The 22,808-nt window shown below is 73.1% G+C and carries 20 protein-coding genes and 1 tRNA gene; 7 read left to right on the top strand and 14 right to left on the bottom strand.

The genetic code is table 11. From position 1 onward, the window contains the following. Positions 1-2: 2 nt before the first annotated feature. Positions 3-992, bottom strand: a complete 990-nt coding sequence (locus LN251_RS08270; protein ID WP_458243821.1) for a methyltransferase domain-containing protein — start codon at positions 990-992, stop codon at positions 3-5. Positions 993-1,059: 67 nt separating this feature from the next. On the opposite strand from LN251_RS08270, the gene LN251_RS08275 reads away from it, so the two are divergent. From LN251_RS08275 to LN251_RS08290, 4 genes are all read left to right on the top strand, one after another. After that, positions 1,060-1,473, top strand: coding sequence for a globin (locus LN251_RS08275; protein ID WP_058925234.1), 414 nt, complete (start codon positions 1,060-1,062; stop codon positions 1,471-1,473). Between the two features lie 113 nt (positions 1,474-1,586). Beyond that, on the top strand, positions 1,587-4,832 hold the full coding sequence (locus LN251_RS08280) for an FtsX-like permease family protein (RefSeq protein ID WP_458243822.1): 3,246 nt from the start codon (positions 1,587-1,589) through the stop codon (positions 4,830-4,832). 1 nt (position 4,833) lies between these two features. Continuing rightward, the gene (locus LN251_RS08285) at positions 4,834-7,548 is read left to right on the top strand and encodes an ABC transporter permease (RefSeq protein ID WP_458244152.1); all 2,715 of its coding nucleotides are present in this window, start codon (positions 4,834-4,836) and stop codon (positions 7,546-7,548) included. 148 nt (positions 7,549-7,696) lie between these two features. Continuing rightward, entirely contained in the window at positions 7,697-8,665 is a 969-nt protein-coding gene (locus tag LN251_RS08290; RefSeq protein ID WP_458243823.1) for an ATP-binding cassette domain-containing protein, read from the top strand. On the opposite strand, the gene LN251_RS08295 is transcribed toward LN251_RS08290, so the two are convergent. The 9 genes from LN251_RS08295 to LN251_RS08335 all read right to left on the bottom strand — a co-directional run bounded on the left by LN251_RS08295 (position 8,666) and on the right by LN251_RS08335 (position 18,019). Further along, positions 8,666-9,343, bottom strand: coding sequence for a hypothetical protein (locus LN251_RS08295; RefSeq protein WP_458243824.1), 678 nt, complete (start codon positions 9,341-9,343; stop codon positions 8,666-8,668). Further along, the gene (locus LN251_RS08300; protein WP_362995444.1) at positions 9,340-9,753 is read right to left on the bottom strand and encodes an acyl-CoA thioesterase; all 414 of its coding nucleotides are present in this window, start codon (positions 9,751-9,753) and stop codon (positions 9,340-9,342) included. Before LN251_RS08300 ends, LN251_RS08295 begins: the two co-directional genes overlap by 4 nt. A 2-nt stretch (positions 9,754-9,755) precedes the next feature. Beyond that, the gene (gene ettA, locus LN251_RS08305; RefSeq protein ID WP_058925228.1) at positions 9,756-11,420 is read right to left on the bottom strand and encodes an energy-dependent translational throttle protein EttA; all 1,665 of its coding nucleotides are present in this window, start codon (positions 11,418-11,420) and stop codon (positions 9,756-9,758) included. 125 nt (positions 11,421-11,545) lie between these two features. Beyond that, entirely contained in the window at positions 11,546-11,770 is a 225-nt protein-coding gene (locus tag LN251_RS08310; RefSeq protein WP_458243825.1) for a hypothetical protein, read from the bottom strand. Next, positions 11,767-12,129, bottom strand: coding sequence for a hypothetical protein (locus tag LN251_RS08315; protein WP_458243826.1), 363 nt, complete (start codon positions 12,127-12,129; stop codon positions 11,767-11,769). Before LN251_RS08315 ends, LN251_RS08310 begins: the two co-directional genes overlap by 4 nt. A 60-nt stretch (positions 12,130-12,189) precedes the next feature. After that, complete coding sequence (locus LN251_RS08320; RefSeq protein WP_458243827.1) at positions 12,190-13,608, bottom strand: TQXA domain-containing protein; 1,419 nt, start codon at positions 13,606-13,608, stop codon at positions 12,190-12,192. Positions 13,609-13,875: 267 nt separating this feature from the next. Then, entirely contained in the window at positions 13,876-14,340 is a 465-nt protein-coding gene (locus tag LN251_RS08325; RefSeq protein ID WP_458243828.1) for a single-stranded DNA-binding protein, read from the bottom strand. A gap of 178 nt (positions 14,341-14,518) precedes the next feature. Then, positions 14,519-16,408 carry a GTP-binding protein gene (locus tag LN251_RS08330; RefSeq protein WP_458243829.1) on the bottom strand — a complete coding sequence of 630 codons (1,890 nt, stop codon included), beginning with the start codon at positions 16,406-16,408 and terminating at the stop codon, positions 14,519-14,521. 3 nt (positions 16,409-16,411) lie between these two features. After that, on the bottom strand, positions 16,412-18,019 hold the full coding sequence (locus LN251_RS08335) for a dynamin family protein (protein WP_458243830.1): 1,608 nt from the start codon (positions 18,017-18,019) through the stop codon (positions 16,412-16,414). A 321-nt stretch (positions 18,020-18,340) separates the two neighbouring features. Between LN251_RS08335 and LN251_RS08340 the strand changes: the two genes are divergently transcribed. The 3 genes from LN251_RS08340 (at position 18,341) to LN251_RS08350 (ending at position 20,171) form a co-directional block, all read left to right on the top strand. After that, a tRNA-Arg gene (locus LN251_RS08340) sits at positions 18,341-18,413 on the top strand. Positions 18,414-19,013: 600 nt separating this feature from the next. Next, positions 19,014-19,505, top strand: a complete 492-nt coding sequence (locus tag LN251_RS08345) for a hypothetical protein (RefSeq protein WP_458243831.1) — start codon at positions 19,014-19,016, stop codon at positions 19,503-19,505. Positions 19,506-19,889: 384 nt separating this feature from the next. Further along, positions 19,890-20,171: a chaplin gene (locus LN251_RS08350; protein ID WP_458243832.1), complete on the top strand. Its 282-nt coding sequence runs from the start codon at positions 19,890-19,892 to the stop codon at positions 20,169-20,171. Between the two features lie 62 nt (positions 20,172-20,233). On the opposite strand, the gene LN251_RS08355 is transcribed toward LN251_RS08350, so the two are convergent. From LN251_RS08355 to LN251_RS08370, 4 genes are all read right to left on the bottom strand, one after another. Continuing rightward, the gene (locus LN251_RS08355) at positions 20,234-21,100 is read right to left on the bottom strand and encodes a tyrosinase family protein (RefSeq protein WP_458243833.1); all 867 of its coding nucleotides are present in this window, start codon (positions 21,098-21,100) and stop codon (positions 20,234-20,236) included. After that, positions 21,084-21,584 carry a tyrosinase cofactor gene (locus tag LN251_RS08360; RefSeq protein WP_458243834.1) on the bottom strand — a complete coding sequence of 167 codons (501 nt, stop codon included), beginning with the start codon at positions 21,582-21,584 and terminating at the stop codon, positions 21,084-21,086. Before LN251_RS08360 ends, LN251_RS08355 begins: the two co-directional genes overlap by 17 nt. 293 nt (positions 21,585-21,877) lie before the next feature. Continuing rightward, positions 21,878-22,096, bottom strand: coding sequence for a hypothetical protein (locus LN251_RS08365; protein WP_458243835.1), 219 nt, complete (start codon positions 22,094-22,096; stop codon positions 21,878-21,880). Between the two features lie 68 nt (positions 22,097-22,164). Beyond that, entirely contained in the window at positions 22,165-22,662 is a 498-nt protein-coding gene (locus LN251_RS08370; protein WP_458243836.1) for a DUF5949 family protein, read from the bottom strand. Positions 22,663-22,808: the final 146 nt, after the last annotated feature.

Raw genomic sequence — 22,808 nt, forward strand, 5'->3', positions numbered from 1 at the left:
GGTCAGCGGGCCGGCAGGGGCCAGACGTACGGCCCCTCCGGGTCGTCCAGCCAGGCCCACTCGCCGCCGCCGCCGACCGTGACGCCGTACCGCTCGCGCCGCGGCCTGCCCTCGCGCTCCCACAGGACGTACGCCTCCTGCGGGTCGAGGATGCCGCGCGTGAGGGCGGACAGGAAGCGGAAGAGGTCGTCGCCGCGGGCGGCGGCCGGGACGTTGCCGAGGTGCGCCGGCTCCGGCTCGGGGCGGCTCTCGCCGCGCAGCGGCACGAAGTAGGCCGGGGTGTGCAGGAAGCGGCCCTCGGCGTGGCCGGCATCCTCGACCGTCAGGGCGATCAGCCCGGTGCCGAGCGGGGTCAGCACGCGGGCGCCCGGGGCGCACTGGGCGAGCCAGGCGAGCGGCACCGAGGACAGCGTGCAGGTCGCCATGATCCGGTCGAAGGGCGCGCGTTCGGGGACGCCACGGGCGCCGTCGCCGGTGACGACGACGGGCCGGTGGCCGGCCGCGGCCAGGTGCCGCCGGGCCGTCTCCGTGATCTCCGGGTAGAGGTCGACCGTGGTGACCAGGTCGTCTTCGCCGAGCCGGTGCGCGAGCAGGGCCGCGTTGTAGCCGGTGCCGGTGCCGACCTCCAGGACCCGGTCGCCGTCCCGCACGCGCAGTTCGGCCAGCATCCTCGCCATGAGCGAGGGCTGGCTGCTGGAGGAGACGAGGTCGCCGTCGCGCAGCCGGGTGGCCAGCGGGGCGTCGGCGTAGGCGCCGCGCATCCACTTCTCCCGCGCGGCCCGGTCCGGGCTCTCGCCCCAGCGCCGCTCGTACCCGCCCCGGACGCCGACGTAGTAGTAGGGCACGAACAGATGGCGCGGAACCGCCTCGAACGCCTCCCGCCACACCGGGTCGCTCTCCCAGGCCCCGCTGCGCTCGATCTCCCGCACCAGCGCCGCCCGCGCGATGGCGGCGAGGTCGGCCAGTTCCTCGTCGAGGGTGTGCGTGCCCATACGTCCACTGTGCACCCGGATACGTGGGGACCTAAGCCTCAAGTCCTGGTTCCCGGCGTCTGAGAGCATGGAGCACGTGAAAGAGATCCGGCGCGGCACGCTTGAGACGCAGACCTTCTACGAGCAGGTCGGCGGGGAGGAGACCTTCCGCCGCCTCGTCCACCGCTTCTACGAGGGTGTGGCGGACGACCCCGTCCTGCGGCCCATGTATCCCGAGGAGGACCTCGGGCCGGCCGAGGAGCGCCTGACGCTGTTCCTGATCCAGTACTGGGGCGGCCCGACGACGTACAGCGACCATCGCGGCCACCCGCGGCTGCGCATGCGGCACGCGCCGTTCGTGGTGAACCGCGAGGCGCACGACGCCTGGCTGCGGCACATGCGGACCGCCGTCGACGACCTCGGCCTGTCCGAGGAGCACGAGCAGGAGCTGTGGCGGTATCTGACCTACGCGGCCGCCTCGATGATCAACACTCCGGACTGAAACCGGTCACGATCCGGTCAAGTTCGATCTACAAGCGCTTACCCGGGACCCCGCCCCTCTGACAGCATCGCCGGAAGGTCCGGACGTCGTCCGGACGGCCACGGGGGGTCGGGGTGACGGGGTTCGGTGCGCTCGCGCGGTTCGTCGTGCTGCGTGCCCGCGCGCACCGCCCGCTGCTGGCCGCCGCCCTGCTCACCGTCCTGCTGACCACGGCGGTCCTCGCCACCCTCACCGCCTACGCGGGCGCGATCGGCGACGCGGCCCTGCGCCACTCCCTGCGCGACCCGCGCACGGCCGCCGACAGCGCCCTGATCGTCAAGTCCGAGGTGCCCGCGGACCGGCGGGCCGCCGCCGACACCGCCGTACGACAGGCCGCGCGCCGCACCTTCGACGGACTGCCGGTGACCGTGCGAACGCTGGTGCGGTCCGGCCCGTACGCGCTGCCCCGCTCGCTGCAGCCGCCCGCCGAGCGGTCCGGCGACCCCGACCTCACCTACGTAGCAGCGCTGGACGCCACACAGGTGCGGATCGTCGAGGGCCGGATGCCCCGGCAGGCCGCCGGCGTCGAGGCGGCCTTCCCGCAGACCGCGGCCCGCCGCCTGGGGCTGAAGCCCGGCGCCCGGCTCACCCTCACCGACCGGCTCGGCGGCCCGAAGGTGAAGGTCACGCTGACCGGCCTGTACCGGCCGGTGGCGGCCGACGCGCCCTACTGGCGGCTGGACGACCTCGGCGGCCGCGGCGTCACGACCGTCGACTTCACGACGTACGGGCCGCTGCTCGCCACCCCCTCCGTCCTGAGCGGCGGCAAGGTCAGCGCCGGGCAGTCCTCCTGGCTGGTGGCGGCCGACTTCTCCCCGCTGACCACCGACCGCATCGGCGGGCTGCGCGCCGCTGCCCGCGCGGGCGGCGCGGCGCTGCGCAGGCAGCCCGCGCTCGGCGGCTCCACGGCCGTGACCACCGGCCTGCCCGACGTCCTCGACCGCGTCGAACGCTCCCTGCTCGTCTCCCGTTCCACCCTGCTGATCGTCGCCCTGCAACTGGGTCTCCTCGCCGGCTGCGCGCTGCTGCTGGTGGCCCGGCTGCTGAGCGCCGAACGAGGCGGCGAGACCCGGGTGCTGCGCGCCCGCGGCGCCTCCCGGGCCCGGATCGCCGCGTTCGCCGCGCTGGAGGCGCTGTTCCTCGCCGTGCCCGCGGTGGTGTGCGCGCCGCTGCTGTCGGGGCCGCTCACCCGGCTGATGGCCGGACAGGGCGCGCTGGCCCGGATCGGCCTGCACCCGGACGTGCCGGCCGCCGGCCGGCCGGGGGTGTGGCTGGTGGCGGCCGGCGTGGCGCTGGGCTGTGCGCTGGCGGTGACCCTGCCGGCGCTGACCGACGAGAGCCGGCGGCCCGGGCGGGCGCGGGCGCTGCCCGGCTCGGTACGGGCGGGCGCGGACCTGGGGCTGCTGGCGGTGGCCGCGGTGGCGTACTGGCAGCTGGGCCGCCAGACCTCCGGTGCCGTCAGCGGCGACCGGTCGGGCACGCTCGGCATCGACCCCCTGCTCGTCGCGGCACCCGCGCTGGCCCTGCTCGCCGGCACCGTGCTGACCCTGCGACTGCTGCCCCTGGTGGCGCGGCTCGCCGAGCGCCGGGCGGCCGGCGGGCGCGGGCTGACCGCCGCCCTGGCCGGCTGGCAGCTCAGCCGGCGCCCCATGCGCGGGGCCGGACCGGTGCTGCTGCTGGTCCTCGCCGTCGCCCTCGGCATGCTGGCCATCGGACAGGGCGCCTCCTGGAGCCGCTCGCAGGACGACCGGGCCGACTTCGCGGCGGGCGCGCCGATACGCGTCCTGGGCGCGGGGGACGGCGGCCCCGGGCGCACCGAGACCTACGCGGCCGTCCCGGGCGTACGGCGCACCGCCCCCGCCGTCCGCACCGAACTGCCGCTGTCCGGCGACCGTACGGCGACGCTGCTGGCCATGGACACCGCGCACGCGGCGGACACGCTGCTGCTGCGCCGGGACCTGGCCTCCGAACCGGCGGGGCCGCTGCTCGCGTCGCTGGGCACGAGGACGCCGTCGGCCGGTGCGAAGGTGCCGGCGCACACCGCCGGGCTGCGGCTGACGGCGACCCTGAGCAGCGCGCCGCGCACGGACGCCACTGCGGACGTCACGGTGACCCTGGAGGACGCCTACGGCACCCCGTACCAGATCCCGGCCGGTGACCTGCCCTGCGACGGCCGCCCGCACGCCCTCACCGTCCCGGTGCCCGACGGGCCGGTGCGGCTCACCGGCGTGCAGCTGGTGCTGCCCGTACCGGTCGGCAAGGCGGAGCGGCAGCGGCTGACGCTCGGCGGGCTGACGGCGACCGGCACCGACGGACGCGTGCGGCGCGTCGACCTGCCCGGCACCTGGCGGGCGGCCTCCTCCAGCGACAGCGACGCGACCGCGCCGGACGGAAGCACCGACCCCGCCAAGCCGCGGGTGCGTACGTCCGGCACCCCGACCGTCGAGTACGGCACCGGCTACCTGCCGGACGCCATCCACTGGGACGCCGCGGCGCTGACCCTGCGGATGCAGGTGGCACAGCCCACGCCGCGCGAGATCCCGGCGGTGGCCACGGACCGCTTCCTCGCCTCCGTCGGCGCGCGCGCCGGGCAGCGGGTGGACGTGACCGTCGCCGGCGAGAGCGTGCCGGTGCGGATCACGCGTGCGGTGCGGGAGCTGCCGACGGCGGGCGAGACCGACGGAGGCGCGCTGCTGCTGGACCTGCGGGCGCTGAACCGGGTGCTTCAGACGCGGTACGGCACCGGGGTCACCCCGACGGAATGGTGGCTCGACACCGGACCCGGCGACGCGGCCCGGGTCGCCGCGGCGCTGCGCGCGCTGCCCGACCTCGATCCGGCTCAGGTCGTCGTCCGGCAGGAGACGGCGGCACAGCTGCGGGACGATCCGTTCGGCGCGGGACCGGAGGCGGCGTTCGCGGCGGCGGCCGGGGTGGCGGCGGCGCTGGCCGCGGTCGGCTTCGCGGTGAGCGCGGCGGGGTCCCTGCGGGAGCGGGGCGCCGAACTCGCGGTCCTGCGCGCCCTGGGCGCCCCACGCCGCCGGCTGGCCCGCATGATCGCCGTCGAGCAGGGCGTGCTGGTAACCCTGGCGCTGGTGGTCGGCACGGCGCTGGGGACCGTACTGACCCGGGCGGTGATCCCGCTGATCGTCCTGACCGAGCGGGCCACCCGCCCGGTACCGGCGGTCCTGGTCGAACTGCCGCTTGCGCAGGTGGCGTTGCTCCTGGCGGCGGTGGCGGCGGCCCCGCTGGCGGTGACGGCGGCGCTGGCGGTGCGGCGGGGCGATCCGGTGGTGTCGTTGCGGGAGCAGGGGGGTGAGTGAGATGCGTCCGGTCCAGGCCCCCTGGGTCCGTACCCGGCTGCGTTCCGCGCCCGGCGCGGCCGTGGCGCTGGCGCTGCTCGTCGTGCTGACGGCGTGTCTGGCGGCGGCGCTGCCACGGGCGGTCGACCGGTACGAGGACGCCGGTCTGCGGCGGGCCGTCGACCGGGCGCAGCCCAAGAGCACCACGGTCGCGGTGTGGGCGCAGCCGCCCTCGCCGCTGCTGTCGCAGGAACAGCGGGAGGCCGCGCTGCGGCCCGGCCCGCTCGCCGCCCGCTACGAGAAGATCCGGGCGGTCGTGCCGGCGCCCCTGGTCCCCGACCCCGGCCAGTCGACGTACGGCGTACGCACCGCCACCCCCATGGAGGCCTCGGACGGCTGGCTGCCGCGGCCCAGCGGGCTGCCCGCGCGGATCTCCCTCGCCGCCCAGCAGGGCCTGGCCGCGCACGTCAGCGAGGTCAACGGCCGGCTGCCGCGCACCGACGGGCCGGTGACCGCGAGGACGCCGGAGGTCGAGGCCGCCGTCACCGCCGCGACCGCCAAGAGCCTGCGCATCCGCATCGGTTCGCGCATCCACGTGCCCGGCGTGGGCCGTGCCTCCCTCGCCGTGCGGGTCACCGGCATCGTCACCCCGCGCGATCCGCAGGGCGCCTACTGGAGCACCCAGCCGCTGCTGCGCACCCCGGCCCTGGCCGTGGTGCCGAGCAACGACCCCAACAAGGACTACTACTGGCTCGGCGCCCTGCTGCTCTCCCCCGACGCCGCCCCCGCCCTGCTGGGCACCTCCGCCGTCCCGTGGAGCTACTGGCAGTACGCGCCGACCGCCGGCTCCCTGCACGCGTACGACACCGACCGCCTGCGGTCCGTGATCGCGTCCCTGGAGGGCGGGCCCGGGCTGCGCCGGATCGGCGCGCTGACCGGCCCGACCACCACGGTGAGCACCGACCTCGACGACGTGCTCGGCACGTACACGGCGCTGCGCTCCGGCGTCCGCCCGCTCGTCGCCGTGGCCGCCTTCGGCGCCGGCACGGTCGCGGCCGTCGTCCTGCTGATGGCGGGCGGCCTCGCCGCCGACCGCCGCCGCACCGAACTCGCCCTGCTGCGCGCCCGCGGCGCCTCCCTGCGCGGCCTCATGGGACGGCTCGTCGCCGAGACGGCGGTGGTGGCGCTGCCCGCCGGGGCCCTGGGCTGCGGCGTCGCGGTCCTCGCCCTCCCGGACGCCCGCGCCTCGTACGCGATCGCGGCGGCGGCGACGGTCACGGCGGCCGCCTGCGCGACACCCGCGGTGCGGGCCGCGGTCGCGCACCGGGTCGTCCGCGTGCACGGCGGCCGCGCGGACGTGGCGTCGGTACGGCCGTCCCGGCGCCGTACGGTCGCGGAGCTGACGCTGGCCGCCGTCGCCCTGGGCGCGGTGGAGACGCTGCGCCGGCAGGGCGCGCAGGACAACCAACTGACCTCCCTCGCACCGGTGCTGACCGGAATCGTGGCGGCCCTGCTGCTGGTCCGGCTGCACCCGCTGCCGCTGCGCGCCCTGGCCCGCCCGGCCGCCCGGCTGCGCGGCACGGTCGCCCACCTGTCCCTGGCCCGGGCGGCCCGCACCTCCGCGTCGGCCGTGCTGCCGCTGCTCGCGCTCCTCACCGCCCTCACCACCGCCGCCTTCGGCGGCTCCGTCCTGGCGGGCGTGCGCGAGGCCCGCGACCAGGCGGCCCTCCTCGCGGTCGGGGCCGACGCCCGCGTCGAGACGTCGGCGCCGCTGCCGGCGGGGCTGCCCGAGCGGGTCCGCGGGATGCCGGGCGTGCGCGGGCTGACCGCGGTGAGCATCGCCTACCAGGCCCAGCCGGGCGACGGCACGCAGTCGGTGCCGCTGGCGGGCGTGGACCCGCGGGACTACACGCGGCTGGCGGAGCGGACGGGCCTCGGCCCGTTCACCGAGGGCGAGCTGACGGCCCGCAAGTCCTCCTCCGCGGTCCCCGCCCTCGCCTCCCCGGCGGTCGCCAAGCGCTACGGCTCCCGCCCCTTCCCCGTCCGCCTGGAGGACGGCAGCACCATCACCGTCCGCGTCAGCGCCGTCCGCTCCCGCACGCCCGCTGTCACCGGCGACGACTTCCTGGTCGTCGACCGCGCCGCACTGAGCCGCACGGCCGCCCGCCCGAACGCCCTGCTCCTGACCGGCGCCCACCTCGACGGCCCCGCCCTGCGCCGCGCCTCGGGCGACACGGCGAGCGTCCGGCTCCGCTCGACCGAACGAGCCCGGTACGTCGACTCGCCCCTCCAGTCCGGCGCGGAGGACGTCTACACGGCCGCCGTGGCCGCGGGCGCCGGTTACGCCGTCCTCGCCCTGCTGCTGTCCCTGCTCCGCGCCTCCCCCGAACGCGCGGCCCTGCTGGCGAGACTGCGCACGATGGGCCTCACCCGCGGGCAGGGACGGCGCCTGCTGGTCCTGGAGTCCCTGCCGCAGGCGGCCCTGGCGGCGGCGGGCGGCGCCCTGACGGGCTGGGCGACCATCCGCCTCCTCTCTCCCGCCGTCGACCTGACGACCATCGCCCTGGCCGCCCACGACGCCCCCAGCGCCCCGGCGGCCCTGCGAACGGACACGACCTCACTGCTGCTCCCGGCGCTCGCGGTCGTAGCGGTCACGGTGGGCGTCGCAAGCCTCCAGGCCTGGTGGACGGGCAGACGGGGCTCGGTGAGCGAACTGCGAGCAGGAGACACCCGATGAACGTGTGCGCCCTCACCGCGGGCAGTCGTGCCGCTGGGGCGGCACGGGTGGGCGCGGCGGCACCCCGCAAGCGCGGGCAAGCGAAATCCCGTGACGGCGCCCTCGCCCCCGGGTGCCTCACCGACGCGACGCCCAGGAGACGACCTCGATGACCGCGACCAACCCCACGCTCGCCGACCTGACGACCCGCGCCAAGTCCACCCGCAGCCGCCCGGCCTACGGCCACGACGCCCTCATCACCTGCGACCGCCTGGTCCGCATCTTCACCACGGACGGCATCGAGGTCCAGGCCCTCCAGGGCCTCGATCTCCTGGTCCGCGAAGGCGAACTCATGGCCTTGGTGGGCGCGTCGGGCAGCGGCAAGTCCACCCTCATGAACATCCTCGCCGGCCTCGACACCCCCACCGCCGGCGCGGCCCGCGTCGCGGGCCAGGACCTGCTCACGATGACCGCGAAGGACCGCCTCGCCTACCGCCGCACCACCGTCGGCTTCATCTGGCAGCAGACCTCCCGCAACCTCCTACCCTACCTCACCGCCGCCCAGAACATCGCCCTGCCGATGCAGCTGGCCGGCACCCGCTCCCGCGCCTCCCGCCGCGCGCACGCAGAACGCGCCCTGGAACTGCTGGAGTTGCTGGAGATCCCGGACTGCCGCGACCGCCGCCCGCACCAGATGTCCGGCGGTCAGCAACAACGCGTGGCCATCGCCGTCGCCCTCGCCAACGACCCCGCGGTCCTGCTCGCGGACGAACCCACCGGCGAACTCGACTCGCACACCGCGGAACACGTCTTCGCCGCCTTCCGCACCGCGAACGAACGCCTGGGCACCACCATCGTGATCGTCACCCACGACCAAGCAGTCGCCGGCGAGGTCCGCCGCACGGTGGCGATCCGCGACGGCCGCACCTCCACGGAGGTCCTGCGCCGCAGCGAGGTCGACGAGACCACGGGCCACGAGACGGTCGTCGCCCGCGAGTACGCCATGCTCGACCGCGCCGGCCGTCTGCAGCTTCCCGCCGAGTACACCGAGGCACTGGGCATGCGCGACCGCGTCGCGCTGGAACTGGAGCCCGACCACATCGCCGTACGCCCGGACGACAGCGAGGACCGGACGTGATCAGCGGCGGACGCTGACGCCCAGGGCCGCGGCCCCGCCCCCCGCCCGCCGTACGGCGACGGACCCGTAGGGCGTACGCAGCCGCAGCCACGCTCCCGAGGAGAACAGGTCGACGGGTGCCCCGGGCCGCAGGAACCCCAGGGACTGGGCGGCGTGCACGGCTCGGACCGGCAGGGGCGTGTCCCCGATCGTGCGCGACCAGATGTCCCGCCCGATCGCGTCGAGTTCGGACCTGGTACGCCGTTCGGGCGCCAACTCCTCCGTACGGGACCGGAATTCGGCCACCACCGCGCCGACCATGGCACGCAGCGCGTCGGGCGCGGGCAACCCTGACTCCGGCCGCCAGCCGCCGCGCGGCGGCAGCACGCCGGCCCACGGCGGCCCGGTCACGGCGCCCGGTACGGCGGCCGTGGCGCCCGACTCGTCGACCGTCTCCAGGAGTTCACCGGCGGAGACGGTCACGTCGAGCGTGACGTCGAGACCGTTCTCGTAAGGCTTGGCGAGCCGCACCGCGCGGATCGCCAGCACCTCGAAGGACGCCGGCCGCCCGAAGACGGCGAGCGCGGTACCGGCGGCCTGCAACCGCACGGCCGCCGAACGGTCGTAGTGGATCAGCCGGGAGAGGAAGGCCGCGAGGTCCGCCGCCTCCCCCTCGTCGGCGAGGTGGAGCACCGTCATGCGGCGACGGCCTCCTCCTCGGCGTCGTCCCGGTACTCCTCCAGGAACTCCCGCTCCTCGGCAGTGATCCGGCGCGGCCGCTGCGCCTCGAAGTCGAAGGGCACGACGACCGTCGACGCACGCACGTAGACCACGTCGTCGTCCTTCACCTCGTAGGTGATGGTGAAGGACGCCGCGCGTATCTGACTGACCCACAGCTCGATGTCCACCGGGTGGTGCCGGTGGACGAGCTGCCGCTTGTAGTCGATCTCGTGCCGGGCCACCACGGACCCCTGCTTGAAGTCCTTCTCCGGACGGAAGAGGAAGTCGATACGGGCCTCCTCCAGGTAGCGGACGAAGACCGCGTTGTTGACATGGCCGTAGGCGTCCATGTCCGACCAGCGCAGGGGACAGCGGTAGAGATGGCGCAAGATCAGCCCCGGGTCAGCTTCTTGTAGGTGGCACGGTGCGGGCGCGCGGCGTCCGCACCGAGCCGCTCGATCTTGTTCTTCTCGTACGACTCGAAGTTGCCCTCGAACCAGAACCACTTGGAGTCACCCTCGTAGGCGAGGATGTGCGTGGCGACCCGGTCGAGGAACCACCGGTCGTGGGAGACGACCACGGCGCAGCCGGGGAACTCCAGCAGCGCGTTCTCCAGGCTGGAGAGCGTCTCGACGTCGAGGTCGTTGGTCGGCTCGTCGAGGAGCAGCAGGTTGCCGCCCTGCTTGAGGGTGAGCGCGAGGTTCAGCCGGTTGCGCTCACCGCCGGAGAGGACGCCGGCCGGCTTCTGCTGGTCCGGGCCCTTGAAGCCGAAGGCGGACACGTACGCCCGCGACGGCATCTCGACCTGTCCGACGTTGATGTAGTCGAGTTCGTCGCTGACGACCGCCCACAGGGTCTTCTTCGGATCGATGTTCTCGCGGCTCTGGTCGACGTAGGAGATCTTGACGGTCTCGCCGACCTTGATGGAGCCGGAGTCCGGGGTCTCCAGACCCTGGATCATCTTGAAGAGGGTGGTCTTGCCGGCGCCGTTCGGGCCGATGACGCCGACGATGCCGTTGCGCGGCAGCGTGAAGGAGAGGTCGTCGATGAGGACCTTGTCACCGAAGGCCTTGTTGAGGTTGTTGACCTCGACGACGATGCTGCCGAGCCGCGGGCCCGGCGGGATCTGGATCTCCTCGAAGTCCAGCTTCCGCATCTTCTCGGCCTCGGCGGCCATCTCCTCGTAGCGGGCCAGACGCGCCTTGGACTTGGCCTGCCGCCCCTTGGCGTTCGACCGCACCCACTCGAGCTCTTCCTTCAGGCGCTTCGCCCGCTTGGCGTCCTTCTGCCCCTCGACCTTCAGACGGGTCTGCTTGGTCTCCAGGTAGGTGGAGTAGTTGCCCTCGTAGGGGTACGCGCGCCCGCGGTCGAGCTCGAGGATCCACTCGGCGACGTTGTCGAGGAAGTACCGGTCGTGGGTGATGGCCACGACGGTGCCCGCGTACTTGGCGAGGTGCTGCTCCAGCCAGTTCACGGACTCGGCGTCGAGGTGGTTGGTGGGCTCGTCGAGGAGCAGCAGGTCGGGGGCCTCCAGCAGCAGCTTGCACAGCGCCACGCGCCGCCGCTCACCACCGGAGAGGGTGGTGACGGGCCAGTCGCCGGGCGGGCAGCCGAGGGCGTCCATGGCCTGCTCGAGCTGGGCGTCGAGGTCCCAGGCGTTGGCGTGGTCGAGCTCCTCCTGCAGCTTGCCCATCTCGTCGAGCAGGGCGTCGGAGTAGTCGGTCGCCATGAGCTCGGCGATCTCGTTGAACCGGTCGAGCTTGCCCTTGATCTCGGCGACACCCTCCTGGACGTTCTCCAGGACGGTCTTCTCCTCGTTCAGCGGGGGCTCCTGCAGCAGGATGCCGACGCTGTAGCCGGGCGACAGGAAGGCGTCGCCGTTCGACGGCTGCTCCAACCCCGCCATGATCTTCAGCACGGTCGACTTACCGGCACCGTTCGGACCGACGACGCCGATCTTCGCCCCCGGCAGGAAGTTCAGGGTGACGTCGTCGAGGATCACCTTGTCGCCGTGCGCTTTGCGCGCCTTGCGCATGGTGTAAATGAACTCAGCCAAGAGAAACCGTCCGGCAACTTGAAATCTGGCAGTGGGCAGATACACCCCATCTTGCCGTACGGCTACCCCTGGGCGGAAACGCGTTCCGGCCGCCGACTCTGACCTGGGGCTTTTTACCGCCGGGGTCAGTCGGTGTCGCCGGGGCGTCCGGCGCCCGACCGGATCCAGGGCCAGGCGACGGTGCAGACCACGAAGGGGGCGACGAGCATCGTCAGCATCCACAGGCCGACGCTCGCTGGGGAGTAGATGTAGTACTGCCAGCGTTCCGGCAGGAGCGAGGGGGCGAGGAGGAGCACGATCAAGGTGGCCCATGTGGCCAGCACCGCCGCCGCCATGCGTACCGCCGTCATCGGCGTCGCGCCGGCGACAGGGCGGAAACGGCCGCCGCGGCCACCGCCACCGCACCCACCGCCCCGGCCGCGCGGAAGGCGCGGGTGGAGCGCCAGGACAGGACGGACCAGCGGGACTGTGCGGACAGCACCGAGCCCGTGCTCAGCCATGATCCCGCCGAGATCAGCGACAGCGCCGATCCGAGGGAGCCGACGGACAGCGTGCTGCCGACCGAGGCGACGGACAGGGCCGAGCCGACGGAGCCGACGGACAGGACCGAGCCCACCGATCCGATCGACAGGACGGAGTCCTGCGACCACAGGGACAGCACTGAACCAGAGGAGGTGCGGTGTACCCGTGACGCCGGTGGCTTGGTCATGGGGTCATCCTGCCTGCCGACCTTGCGGCTTCGCACGGAATTCCCCGCGAGCCGGCCGCGTCAGCCCCGCGACCGCGCCTCCTCCTTCTTGCGGAGCACGATCAGCGCCGCCCCGCCGATCACCACGAAGCCGATCGCGACGCCCGCGATCAGCGGGGTCGTGCTGCTGCCACCGGTCGCGGCGAGGTTGGTGTCGTCGGCGATGCCGCCCACCGTCGCGGGGCTCGGCTCGCTGAGCGTCTGGACCGCGTCGCCGCTCTCACTGCCCTGCGTCTTGCAGTCGAGGATCCCGGTGAAGCGCTGTTCGAGACCGCCGGTCCCCTTGATGGCGAAGTCGTAGGGCTGGTCCTCCTGCAACGTGATCGTCATAGTCCGAGAAGCGCCCGCCGGAATGCTGTACTCGGTCCCCATCAGGGAGAACGTGAAGGCCTCGTCACCCTTGTTGGCCGCGGTGAGGTCGACACCGCCCTTGGCGCAGTCCCGCACCGCGGAGAGGGCCGGTATGGCCCCCTTCCTCGCCCAGCTCGCGCTCGCGGTCGCCGAGACCGTGGACTCGCTGGAGCCGGCCAGGATCTGCGTCTGGCTGCGGCTGTCGGAGGTGAAGGCACGGCCGACAGGGACGGTGGTCGAGCCCTGCACGGTCAGCTCGGCCGAGCCGGCCGCCGCGTCCTCGGGCACGTCGAAGAAGATCTGGCTGCCGTCGGCCGCGGTGGTGAGCGGCTTGCCGTCCTTGTCGACGATCTCCACGCCGGTGATGGCCGCGTCCGCGGGCGGGGTCAACGTCACCCCGGCCGCGTCGGTGTGCACGGTCACCGGACCGAGGAGCTCGCCGGGGTGCCCGGAGACCGCGGGCGGGTCGAGGGTCAGCGAGGCCTTGGGCTCCGCCACGTCGACGGCGCTTTTCTGCAGGTAGTCGGCGAGTCTTTCGGCCTGCGGGTCGACGGCGTCGACGTCGGCCCCGTCCGAGTAGCGCCAGATGGCCACCTGCGTGCCGGCCGCCGCGTCCTGCTCACTCAGGCCGCCCCGCACACCCGCCTTGGCGGCGAGCGCCGCGAGGTCGTTGACCTGCGGGTAGGAGTTCTGCAGGATCCAGCGGATCCTGCCCGCGTCCCGGTTGGCGCCGAGTGAGGTCCCGCTCCAGGAGGTCTCGTGGTACCGGGCGTCGCGCTGGGTGGGGTTGCGCAGGTCGACGCAGTAAGTCTGCAGGGTGCCGCCGCCGTCGACGGACATCTCGAACAGCCCCGCCGAGACCTGCTGGTCGCCGGCCACCTTGTCGTGGATCACCGCGGAGCCGTAGGTCTTGAGCCCGCCTATGGTGGCGGTCGCCCCGCCCTGGGCCTGTGGGGTCTCCGCGGCCACGGCCGCGCCCGCACCGGTCAGCGCGCCGGCCGCCACGAGTCCGGACACCACCAACGCGGAGGCGAGCCGGGCCCTGGCCCCTCGCCTTCGCGCGCACAGCGCAGAGAACGAAGCAAACACGAATTCCCCTTCGAGCAGGACCCGTCAGTGTGGGGGAACGGTCCCACCAGCAGAATCAGCGGCCCCGAGCGCCCCGGGAGCCATGCCCGGCATCCTAGGGATCCGACGCACCACCCTTGACAAGTCCGATGATCGGACGGCCGATCCGACTCGGAATCGTTATCGCCGGGACGGTTCGCAGGCAGGGCTTATCGACAAATCCACCGGGTTGTTCGGGCGCATTCGCCGATAAGCCGCAGTCCGGTCAGCTCGGTACGGCTCCTGACATCACGTCACGGCGGCAGGTTCCGGATCCAGTTGGGCAGAGTCGTCGGAATCGCCGGGCGGGGTCTCCCAGTTGGGCTCCGTCCGCGGTGCCGCGGCCGCCGGGTCCGTCCTGACCGCCCGCCGGAAGGCCGACGTACCGCGGGCGAGGTCGTGGCCGATCGCGATCGCGTCGAGGTCCGCCGACGTCCAGTTCTGTCCCTCGCGCACATCGGTGCGCACCTTCAGCCTGCCCTGCACGACGACGGGGTCGCCCACGTTGAGGGAGGCCGCCGCGTTCGTGGCGAGCTGCCGGTTGGCCCACACCGTGAAGAAGTTGGTGTGGCCGTCGGTCCAGGTGTTGTTCTCCCGGTCCAGGTACCGCGCGGTCACCGCGAGCCGGAACCGGGCCGACGGTCCCGAGGCCAGCTCCCGGTAGACCGGCCGGGTCGCCACGTTGCCCACGGCGCAGATGATCGTCTCGTTCATCGCGTATCCCTCCCTGACACGCGTACGGGCCCGTCCCGTACGGCTGCGTCTGACGCCGCGACCACGCCTTTCGTGATCGCCGCACCGCCAGACTGCCTCCGTCGGGCCGAGCCCGCAGAGCCCTGTGGACAGCCCCCCGCCTGTGGAGAACTCCGTCACCTGGACGAGCGAACCCCCGTCACACCACACCCACCCCCGCGACCTTCCCGTACTGCTCCCGCACCTCCCGGTAGCGCAGCAGTTCGGCCGCCACCGGGTCCAGGACCCGGGCCCGTCCGCAGCCGGCGGCGGCCTCCCGAAGTCGCCGTTCCGCCTCCGTGCCGTACCGCCGTGCGGGCCCCCTGGTCGCCATCCGGCAGCTCCACTCGATCAGCGGGCCGCCGACGATGCCGGCCATCATCAGCAGCACCGGCACTCCCAGGTTGGGCGCCATGAAGCCGATGATCTGCCCCAACAGCCAGAGTCCACCGACCACTTGGAGGATGGTCATGGCTGCCTGGGCGAGTACGGCGGCCGGCCACCAGCCCGGCCGGGGCGGCCGCCCCGGTGGCAGTCCCGCGCGCGCCGCCAGTTCGTCCAGCGCCTCGGGCAGCCCCTGCGATCCCCGTACGGCCGCCTCGCGCACCGCCTGCGCCCACGGCGCGGGCAGCCCTTCCGAGGCCCGGTCGGCCAGGGTCCGCACCGCGTGCTCCACGCGCTGGCGCGCCGTGGCCTCCTCGTCGACCTGGGCGCGCAACGGTAGTCGCCCGCCGGCCGGTTCGGTCCGGTCCTGGTACCAGCGCCACAGCCGCAGCCAGGGTGTCCCGCAGGCGCGGTTGGCGTTGCGCGCCCAGGCGCGTTCGGCGGCCTCGCCCGCCGCCGTGGCGCCCACGGCGTCCGCGAGCCGGGCGGCGAACTCCTCGCGCGCCTCCTCGCTCAGGCCGGTCCGCCGCCGGGTGGCGTACACGGGCCACAGACCGGCCGCGGCGGCGTCCACGTCGGCCGAGATCCGGCGCGCCGGGGCGCCGCGCTCCGTCACGAACTGGCCGAGCAGCTCACGCAGTTCACCGACGCCGTCGCCCGTGAGCGCCGACAGGGCGAGCACCGTGGCGCCCGGTTCGCCGTACTCGCCGAGCGCGATCCCGTCCTCGTCGAGCAGCCGCCGCAGGTCGTCGAGGACCTGCTCGGTGGCCTCGCCGGGCAGCCGGTCGATCTGGTTGAGGACGACGAACATGACCTCGGCGTGTCCCGCCATGGGCCGCAGATAGCGCTCGTGCAGGACGGCGTCGGCGTACTTCTCGGGGTCGACCACCCAGATGACCGCGTCGACGAGTGCCAGGACGCGGTCCACGTGCTCGCGATGTTGTACGGCGGCGGAGTCGTGGTCGGGCAGGTCGACCAGGACGAGTCCGTGCAGCTGGGAGTCGGCGTCGCCGTTCTGCAGCGGGCGCCGCCGCAGCCGGGGCGGGATGCCGAGCCGCTCGATGAGACTGGCCGCCCCGTCGCTCCAACTGCACGCGATGGGCGCGGCGGTGGTGGGCCGCCGTACGCCCGTCTCCGAGATGGGCACCCCGGCGAGCGCGTTGAACAGCTGCGACTTGCCACTGCCGGTGGCGCCCGCGATGGCGACGACGGTGTGCTGTCCGGACAGCCTGCGCCGCGCGGACGTCTCGTCCAGGACGCGGCCCGCCTCGGCGAGAGTGCGGCTGTCGACCCGGGTGCGCGAGAGGCCGACCAGTTCCCTGAGCGCCTCCAGCCGCGAACGCAGCACGCCGGCGTGCTCGAGCGGGTCGGCGGGCTGCGCGGTGTGCGGGCGGATCTCCAAGGCCGCCGCCTGTTTGGCTGCCGCCCCCTCGGTGACGCGTCGCGCGATGAGCCCGTCGTCCCAGCTCTCGGCCGCTTCCGTGGAGTCGGTACGGCCGGAGTCGTCGTCGCTCTCCACGCGCGCGTGGGCGCGGCCCTCCGCGTCGGTGCGCTTCTGCGCGCGGCCCTCGTCCGAAGCGGCGTCGTCGTGCTGGTCCATCTCGGTCACCGTGTCCCCCGCTCGGTCGGCGTGCTCGGTGTGGTCCTGGTCAGTGACGGCGGTCACCGGTCACCTCTCCTTCTGCAGTACGGACAGCGCGGCGATGAGCTCGGCCTGCGGTTCGACGTGCACGTCGAGCGCGTCCAGGGGCGCGAGCCGGCGTTCGCGCTCGGTGCGCAGCACCCGGTCGAGATGCTCGGCGAGCAGCCGTCCGCCCCGGTCGCGCAGCCGCAGCGCGCCGTGCGCGCCGATCCGCTCGGCGAGTCCCTCGCCCGCCGTACGGGCCCGGCGTCCGCCGAGCAGTGTGGTGGCGACGAGCGCCGCGACCGTCTCGGTGTCGGGGGCGACGCCGCGGTCGAGGTCGCGTACCTCCTCCTCGGCGAATTCCTCCAGTTCCCGCCGCCACCGGCGTACGGCCATCCCGATGCGGTGCTCGGCGCTCTCCAGGGACGGGTCGCGCACCGTGAGCTCCGGGGCGCGCGCCGCGGGTTCGCGCCGCCAGGCGTCGTCGACGCGCTCGTCAGCGGCGGTGACGGCGCACAGCAGCAGGGCGCCCAGGCTCTCCACGAGCGCGTCCAGCAACTCACCCGGCGAACAGTCGAGCGGAAAGGCCCGCCACCGTTTCAGGGCGTCGCCGGCGAGGACGGCCCCGGCCTGCAGCCGCCCGCGCACGCGCGCGTTCTCGCTGTCGTACGCCGCCTCGACGGCCGAGGTGAGCCGCAGCGCGGCCGCGTACTGCGCGGCGGCGGCGCCGGCGAGTTCGGGCATCCGCGCCTTCAGCGAGTCGAGGACCCCGTGCGCGGTACGGGCCATGACGTGCTGCCGGGCGGCCGGGTCCTGCGTCACATGGACGAGCCATGTCCGCAGCGGCGCCACGGCGCTGGCCGGCAGCAGCCCGCCGCCCCAGGCGGACTCGGGCAGTTCGGGCACGGTGAAGCGGGGTACGTCGCCGAGGCCGGCCTTGGTGAGGAGCGCCCCGTACTGCCGGGACACCTCGGAGACCACCTGGTGCGGCACCCGGTCGAGCACCGTCACCAGGGTGACGTCGTACTGCTTGGCTGTGCGCAGCAGATGCCAGGGGACGGCGTCGGCGTACCGGGCGGCGGTGGTGACCATGACCCAGATGTCGGCCGCGCAGATGAGTTCGGCGGCCAGGACGCGGTTGTCGGCCACCAGGGAGTCGACGTCGGGGGCGTCGAGGAGGGCGAGGCCCGGCGGCACGGTCTCGGCGGTCTCCACGCGCAGCACGCGCGCGGGATCCTCACCGGGCAGCAACAGGTCGTCCGTGGGCTCCCGATGAGGTACCCACACGCGCGTGAGGTCGGGTAGCACGCGCATGCCGCTGAACCAGTGATGATCCTCCGGATGGCACACCAGGACCGGCGTGCGCGTGGTGGGCCGCAGTACGCCCGCCTCGCTCACCCGCCGCCCGACGAGGGAGTTGACGAGGGTCGACTTGCCGGCGCCGGTCGATCCGCCCACCACCGCCAGCAGGGGCGCTTCAGGCTCTCTCAGGCGGGGCACCAAGTAGTCGTCGAGTTGCGCGAGGAGTTCGTCGCGGTTGGCACGCGCGCGTGGAGCCCCCGCCAGGGGCAGCGGGAAGCGTGCGGCGGCGACACGGTCGCGCAGGGCGGAGAGTGCGTCGAGCAGCTGAGGCCGTACGTCCAAGGTCACCACATGTGAAGAATGCCCAATTTTAGGGGAATTCTGAAGCATATGAGCACGCCAGCGCGCCGACAGGACAGAAGGGATGGAAGGGATGACTGGGACGCGGGCACGGTCCAGGCATAACGAGTGCACAACACCCGGTGCGTGAGAGCTCAAAAGCGATGCACGATTCGTACCTGCCTGCGATTATCAGGACCGCTTCACCGAACCTCCACATCGAGCCACGGAGGCGAAGCAACAGGGACAAGGATGCGGGAGCCCTATCCTTGTCCCCGGCAACGTCACGGATCGGCCCACACCCGGGCGCCCACGACAGAGGCCACACACCCGGCCCCCGTAGCTCAGTGGATAGAGCAGGCGCCTTCTAAGCGCTTGGCCGCAGGTTCGAGTCCTGCCGGGGGCGCACCGTCTCCGCCCTCCTTCGGGAGGGCGTTTTTGCTGGTCAGGGCAGGTAGCTGTCCGTCGACACACCGGGCGTCCCGCAGTCCCCGAGTCCCAGCAGGTGCCGAACTTCGGACGTGTCGACCACCTCTTCTCCCAAGCGCCACGAAGCATGGGAGCAACGTTCGTGCGGTGACGGCGCGAAAGGCCCGGCGTCTACCGCTGGGCCGCCCTGCAGACCCCGTCCGTCGAGGACTTCGACGGCGAGACGCCCACCCACGAGCGGTGGACACCGGCCCGTCGCAGCATCAGTCGCCGGTGACGTCACTCGCTCGACGCCGACCGGGGCAGCCGTGCCGCGTTCCCCGGCGAGATGGCGGCGGGTCGGGCCGTACTGGTTGCCCTTCGGGCCACTCATTCACAGTAATGGGAACCGCGGTAGGACTTTCGTGCTCCGAACACTCCTGACCTGGTGTTTTCTGTCGATCACAGTCTCCTGGCGCCTCCTGCGGCCCGGGGTGAACAGGATGGCTGGATTGCCACCGATCACGTTGCGGGGCCTTCTGAAACACGGGGACATCCCCACCAGCTTCCTCATTCAACACACAGAGAAAGGCGCGGAATGCCATCCTTCAAGCGCTTCGGGTCCGCTGTCGCGTCGGCCGCGGTCCTGACCTCCCTGGCCATGGCCCTCTCCCCGGCAGCCATAGCGGCCACGACCCCGCAGATCACCAAGCATGTCCCTGTCGTTCAGGAAGTGAAGACCCAGGCCAGGTCGGTGACCTGCGCCGCTCTGAGCGCTCAGCTTTCTACGCAGCTGAAGGCCGCCGAGACTGCCCTGGCCGCCACGCCGCCCGATGTCGTCGCGGCCCAGGCGGCTATCACCGCGGCCCAGGCTACGGTCGTCCAGCTTCAGGCTCAGCTGTGTCTCCCGACGCCGCCCGTGACGCCGATCTGTGCGGCTCTCGCTCTTCAGCTCCAGCAGGACCTCAAGGCCCTGATCGCGGCGGTGACGACCGTCCCGCCGAACCAGGACCAGATCACTCTGGCGCTGAACGCGGTGCTCACCACCAGCGCGGCACTCAAGGCCAACGCTTGCGTGAACGCCGCCTGACCGACCGCTCCTCGCGCGGTGCCGACCCGAGGGGCTGTCAGGGCGGGCCGGTGATTCACTGAGCAAGCCCCACCTCGGTGTCTCCCAATGTGACGTTGGGTTGAAGGGTCTTCACAGGCAGCTGCCTGTGAAGACCCTTCTTTCTTCGAGCATGCGGCGGAGCACTCGTTCGTGGGGCACGGTAGGGAAGTCCGTCCCGCCCACCTGACGCCCCGCTACACTCGCCGCCGCCACGCCACTGACCAGGTGCGTGCGCGTGCGTGCGGGTCTTCAAAAAGGATGACGCACCGCTGAACGCCGTGACCCTGCGCGAGCCTCGGCGTTGAAGGGGAAGTGCGACGGCGAGTGGTGCCGACGCACTTGCCTATCCAGAAGGAGAACGTGATGTCTCGCATCGCGAAGGTGGCCGCGGTCGCGCTCGGCACCGGTGCCGTCGTCGTCAGCGGCGCCGGCCTGGCCATGGCCGACGCCGGAGCCCAGGGCGCGGCCGTGGGCTCGCCGGGCGTGCTGTCGGGCAACGTCGTCCAGGTCCCGGTCCACATCCCGGTCAACGTATGCGGGAACACCGTCGACGCGGCCGGTCTGCTGAGCCCGGCCTTCGGCAACACCTGCGCCAACATCAGCGGCCACCACGACAACAGCGGTGGCTACGGGGACGACAACTGACGCACCCGCGGGAAGAGCCCCGGCACCTCTGGCGCCGGGGCTCTTCCCGTATCCGGGCCCGATCAGACGTACCGGTAGATCCGGCTGACGTCCTCCATCTGGTCCGGCGTCACGTCCCAGGGCGGCATCTTCTCGTGCCGGGCGACGATCCGCCCGTGCTGTTCGTCGCCCACGCCGGGCTGCTTGGCCGGCAGATAGCGGGCGCCCTTGTGCCGGGCCTGCCAGCGGGTCCACTGGAGATCGACGAAGGCGTGGTGGAGCCAGAACACCGGGTCGTTGACGGAGGCTCCACCGACCATCGCGCCGCCGACCCAGCGGTGCACGCGATTGTGGTTGCGCCAGGTGACACTGCCCCGCCCGGTCCCCCACCCCTCCAGCTTGTTGCGGAAGCCCTTGGTGACGGTGGAGTTCCAGGGCGAGACGTCATAAACGCGCTCCCTGAGTGCCGACTCCAGCTCGCTTCGCGTAGGCAACGCGATGGGGTCACGGGCCCGCCCGAGGTCCCGGGTCAGGAACTTCCCGTCGGTGACACCCTCCTTGATGGTCCAGTGGCCGGCCGCATAGGCGAACGGCCCGGTCGTCACCCGGTGGTCCGTGCGGCGCCCGTTCCCGCCGAGCAGGTCCGCGGTCCAGGGCGTCGAGGCCGCGGTGCGGTCGCGGGTCCAGTCCCAGTACGGCACGCTCACCGAGGAGTCGACCCTGCGCAGCGCATCCTCCAGCTCCAGCAGGAAGCGGCGATGCCAGGGCAGGAAGGAGGGCGTCATATGCGCCGCGCGCAGACCCTTCTCCCCGTCGGAGGTGTAGTACTCGATGTGCGTCCGCACGAACTCGTCGTACTCCCCCCGCCGTTTGATCTCCAGCATCGCGTTCACGAACCGCCGCTTCTCGGTGCTCGTCAGCGTGCTGACGTTCTTACGCGTGTACGTCATCGTCTTCCCCCATGTGCAGGTGTCCCCCCATGTCCGTCTGTTCGTCGCTCATCGGCCTTGGCGCCATGTCCCGCAGGTGCTCCCCGGGCCCCACCTCGTCGACGGCGGCGCGGGCGGCCTCCAGGGGAGTCGAGTAGGAGCGGTAGTGGTCGACCATGCTCAGCCAGGTGCCGTCGGCCCGGCGCATCAGATGCAGCGGGCGTCCGTCGATGGTGACCTGCCAGTGCTCGCCGACGGCGCCGTGCGCCGCCATCGCGGTGGCGGTGGTCCTGAAGCCCTGGATGCGCCGGCCGTGGTAGGTCTCGTCGAAGGCCTCCTCGCCGAGCCGGGGCTCCCCGCTCGCGGGCCTCGAGGCGGCGACGACGGGCGCGAGGGCCAGCGCCATCGCTGGCGTCAGCAGCCCCCGCAGCATCTCCCGCCGCGTTCCGGCTCTCGTCGGCTCCCCCTCCGCGCCCACCGCCACCCCGCCTGCACTCACAACCATGACTCGCTCCTCGTCCGATCCGGGTCGCTCGGTTCTCCGAAGCGCTAACCGACCGTCGCGCCGTGCGGTCACCTTCGCGGGGCCAACAGATGGACACAGGGTGCGCGGACCGACGGACGGAGACGGTGCGTGGAGGCCGACGGCTGGACACGGGGTGCGGACGCTGCAGACGGCCATAAGCCGAGGGGTGTCGACGGACAGACGCGGGCTGCGGGGGCCGACGGACGGACACAGGCACGTGAGAGGCCCCGGAGTGGTCGCGGTCGTCCGGGCCCGGCGGGTACGTCGTCCGGCTACAACCCGGGAGCGAGACCCACGTTCGCGCCGGGAGCCGTCTGCACGACCGGGGCCGGCACGCCCGCCTCAGGCAGCTTCAGGTCGGACAGCCCGCCGCTGACCGGCAGCTGCGGCAGGACGTGCTCCGGGATGAGCCGGCCTTTGACGTACCGCGGCCCGCCGGGCCGGCCCGGCGTCGGCAGGGGGATCTCGCCGCCGATCCTGGGCAGTTCCATGCCCAGGGACCGAACCCGGGGCCCGTGCCGGCCCGCCGCGCCGTGTGGCTGCCCCGCGGCCACCGCCGTCAGCCACGCAGCCTGCGGGCCGGCAGGACGACGTGCGCCGCCGCGTTCAGGGTCTCCTCTGCGCCCGCGAAGGCGGCGAAGGCCTCCGGGTCGACGGGCTTGCCCGGCTCGGCCTCGGGCCAGGGGCGGGAGGTGAACACCAGGTAGGCGTAGCCCCGTTTGGTGACCGCGGCGAGCCATTCCGGCGGCGGGGTGCACTGGGCATGGGAGCCGGGCAGGGTGACGACGGCGTGGCCGCCCTCGACCAGCAGGCTCAGCGGCAGGCTCGGCCTGGCAGCTGCGTCGGTCAGCTCGCCGCCGAGGGAGAGACCGACGCTTCCCAGCAGTTCGGCGACGGCGGCCGACGCGGCCTCGGGGCCGGCCGCCGCGTCGCCGAGAGGGTAGGCGAGCAGGTAGGGCATGTCGCCACCGGGGGCGTTGCCGCTCCAGGCCATCACGACGAGGGTGCCCAGTTCGGCGGGGGCGAGGGGGCGGGTTCCGCTTGAGGTTGAGGTCACCGCGCGACCTTATCGACGGCCCGGAAGGCGACCGGGCGGCTTCTCACCCGCCCGGGGGACGCTCTCCGCCCTCTCCACACGAACGAGGGACTCACCTCGAACAGCCCGCGGCACTACGTGACTTCGGTTCGATGTGATGCAGCGCT

This window comes from Streptomyces sp. MAI_2237, from assembly GCF_054189285.1.

Excerpts from the sequence above, each read along its gene's own strand:
- LN251_RS08270 (WP_458243821.1), bottom strand. The coding sequence starts at position 992 with ATGGGCACGCACACCCTCGACGAGGAACTGGCCGACCTCGCCGCCATC.
- LN251_RS08275 (WP_058925234.1), top strand. The coding sequence starts at position 1,060 with ATGGAGCACGTGAAAGAGATCCGGCGCGGCACGCTTGAGACGCAGACC.
- LN251_RS08285 (WP_458244152.1), top strand. The coding sequence starts at position 4,834 with ATGCGTCCGGTCCAGGCCCCCTGGGTCCGTACCCGGCTGCGTTCCGCG.
- LN251_RS08290 (WP_458243823.1), top strand. The coding sequence starts at position 7,697 with ATGACCGCGACCAACCCCACGCTCGCCGACCTGACGACCCGCGCCAAG.
- LN251_RS08295 (WP_458243824.1), bottom strand. The coding sequence starts at position 9,343 with ATGACGGTGCTCCACCTCGCCGACGAGGGGGAGGCGGCGGACCTCGCG.
- LN251_RS08310 (WP_458243825.1), bottom strand. The coding sequence starts at position 11,770 with ATGACGGCGGTACGCATGGCGGCGGCGGTGCTGGCCACATGGGCCACC.
- LN251_RS08315 (WP_458243826.1), bottom strand. The coding sequence starts at position 12,129 with ATGACCAAGCCACCGGCGTCACGGGTACACCGCACCTCCTCTGGTTCA.
- LN251_RS08325 (WP_458243828.1), bottom strand. The coding sequence starts at position 14,340 with ATGAACGAGACGATCATCTGCGCCGTGGGCAACGTGGCGACCCGGCCG.
- LN251_RS08345 (WP_458243831.1), top strand. The coding sequence starts at position 19,014 with ATGCCATCCTTCAAGCGCTTCGGGTCCGCTGTCGCGTCGGCCGCGGTC.
- LN251_RS08350 (WP_458243832.1), top strand. The coding sequence starts at position 19,890 with ATGTCTCGCATCGCGAAGGTGGCCGCGGTCGCGCTCGGCACCGGTGCC.
- LN251_RS08355 (WP_458243833.1), bottom strand. The coding sequence starts at position 21,100 with ATGACGTACACGCGTAAGAACGTCAGCACGCTGACGAGCACCGAGAAG.
- LN251_RS08360 (WP_458243834.1), bottom strand. The coding sequence starts at position 21,584 with ATGGTTGTGAGTGCAGGCGGGGTGGCGGTGGGCGCGGAGGGGGAGCCG.
- LN251_RS08365 (WP_458243835.1), bottom strand. The coding sequence starts at position 22,096 with ATGGAACTGCCCAGGATCGGCGGCGAGATCCCCCTGCCGACGCCGGGC.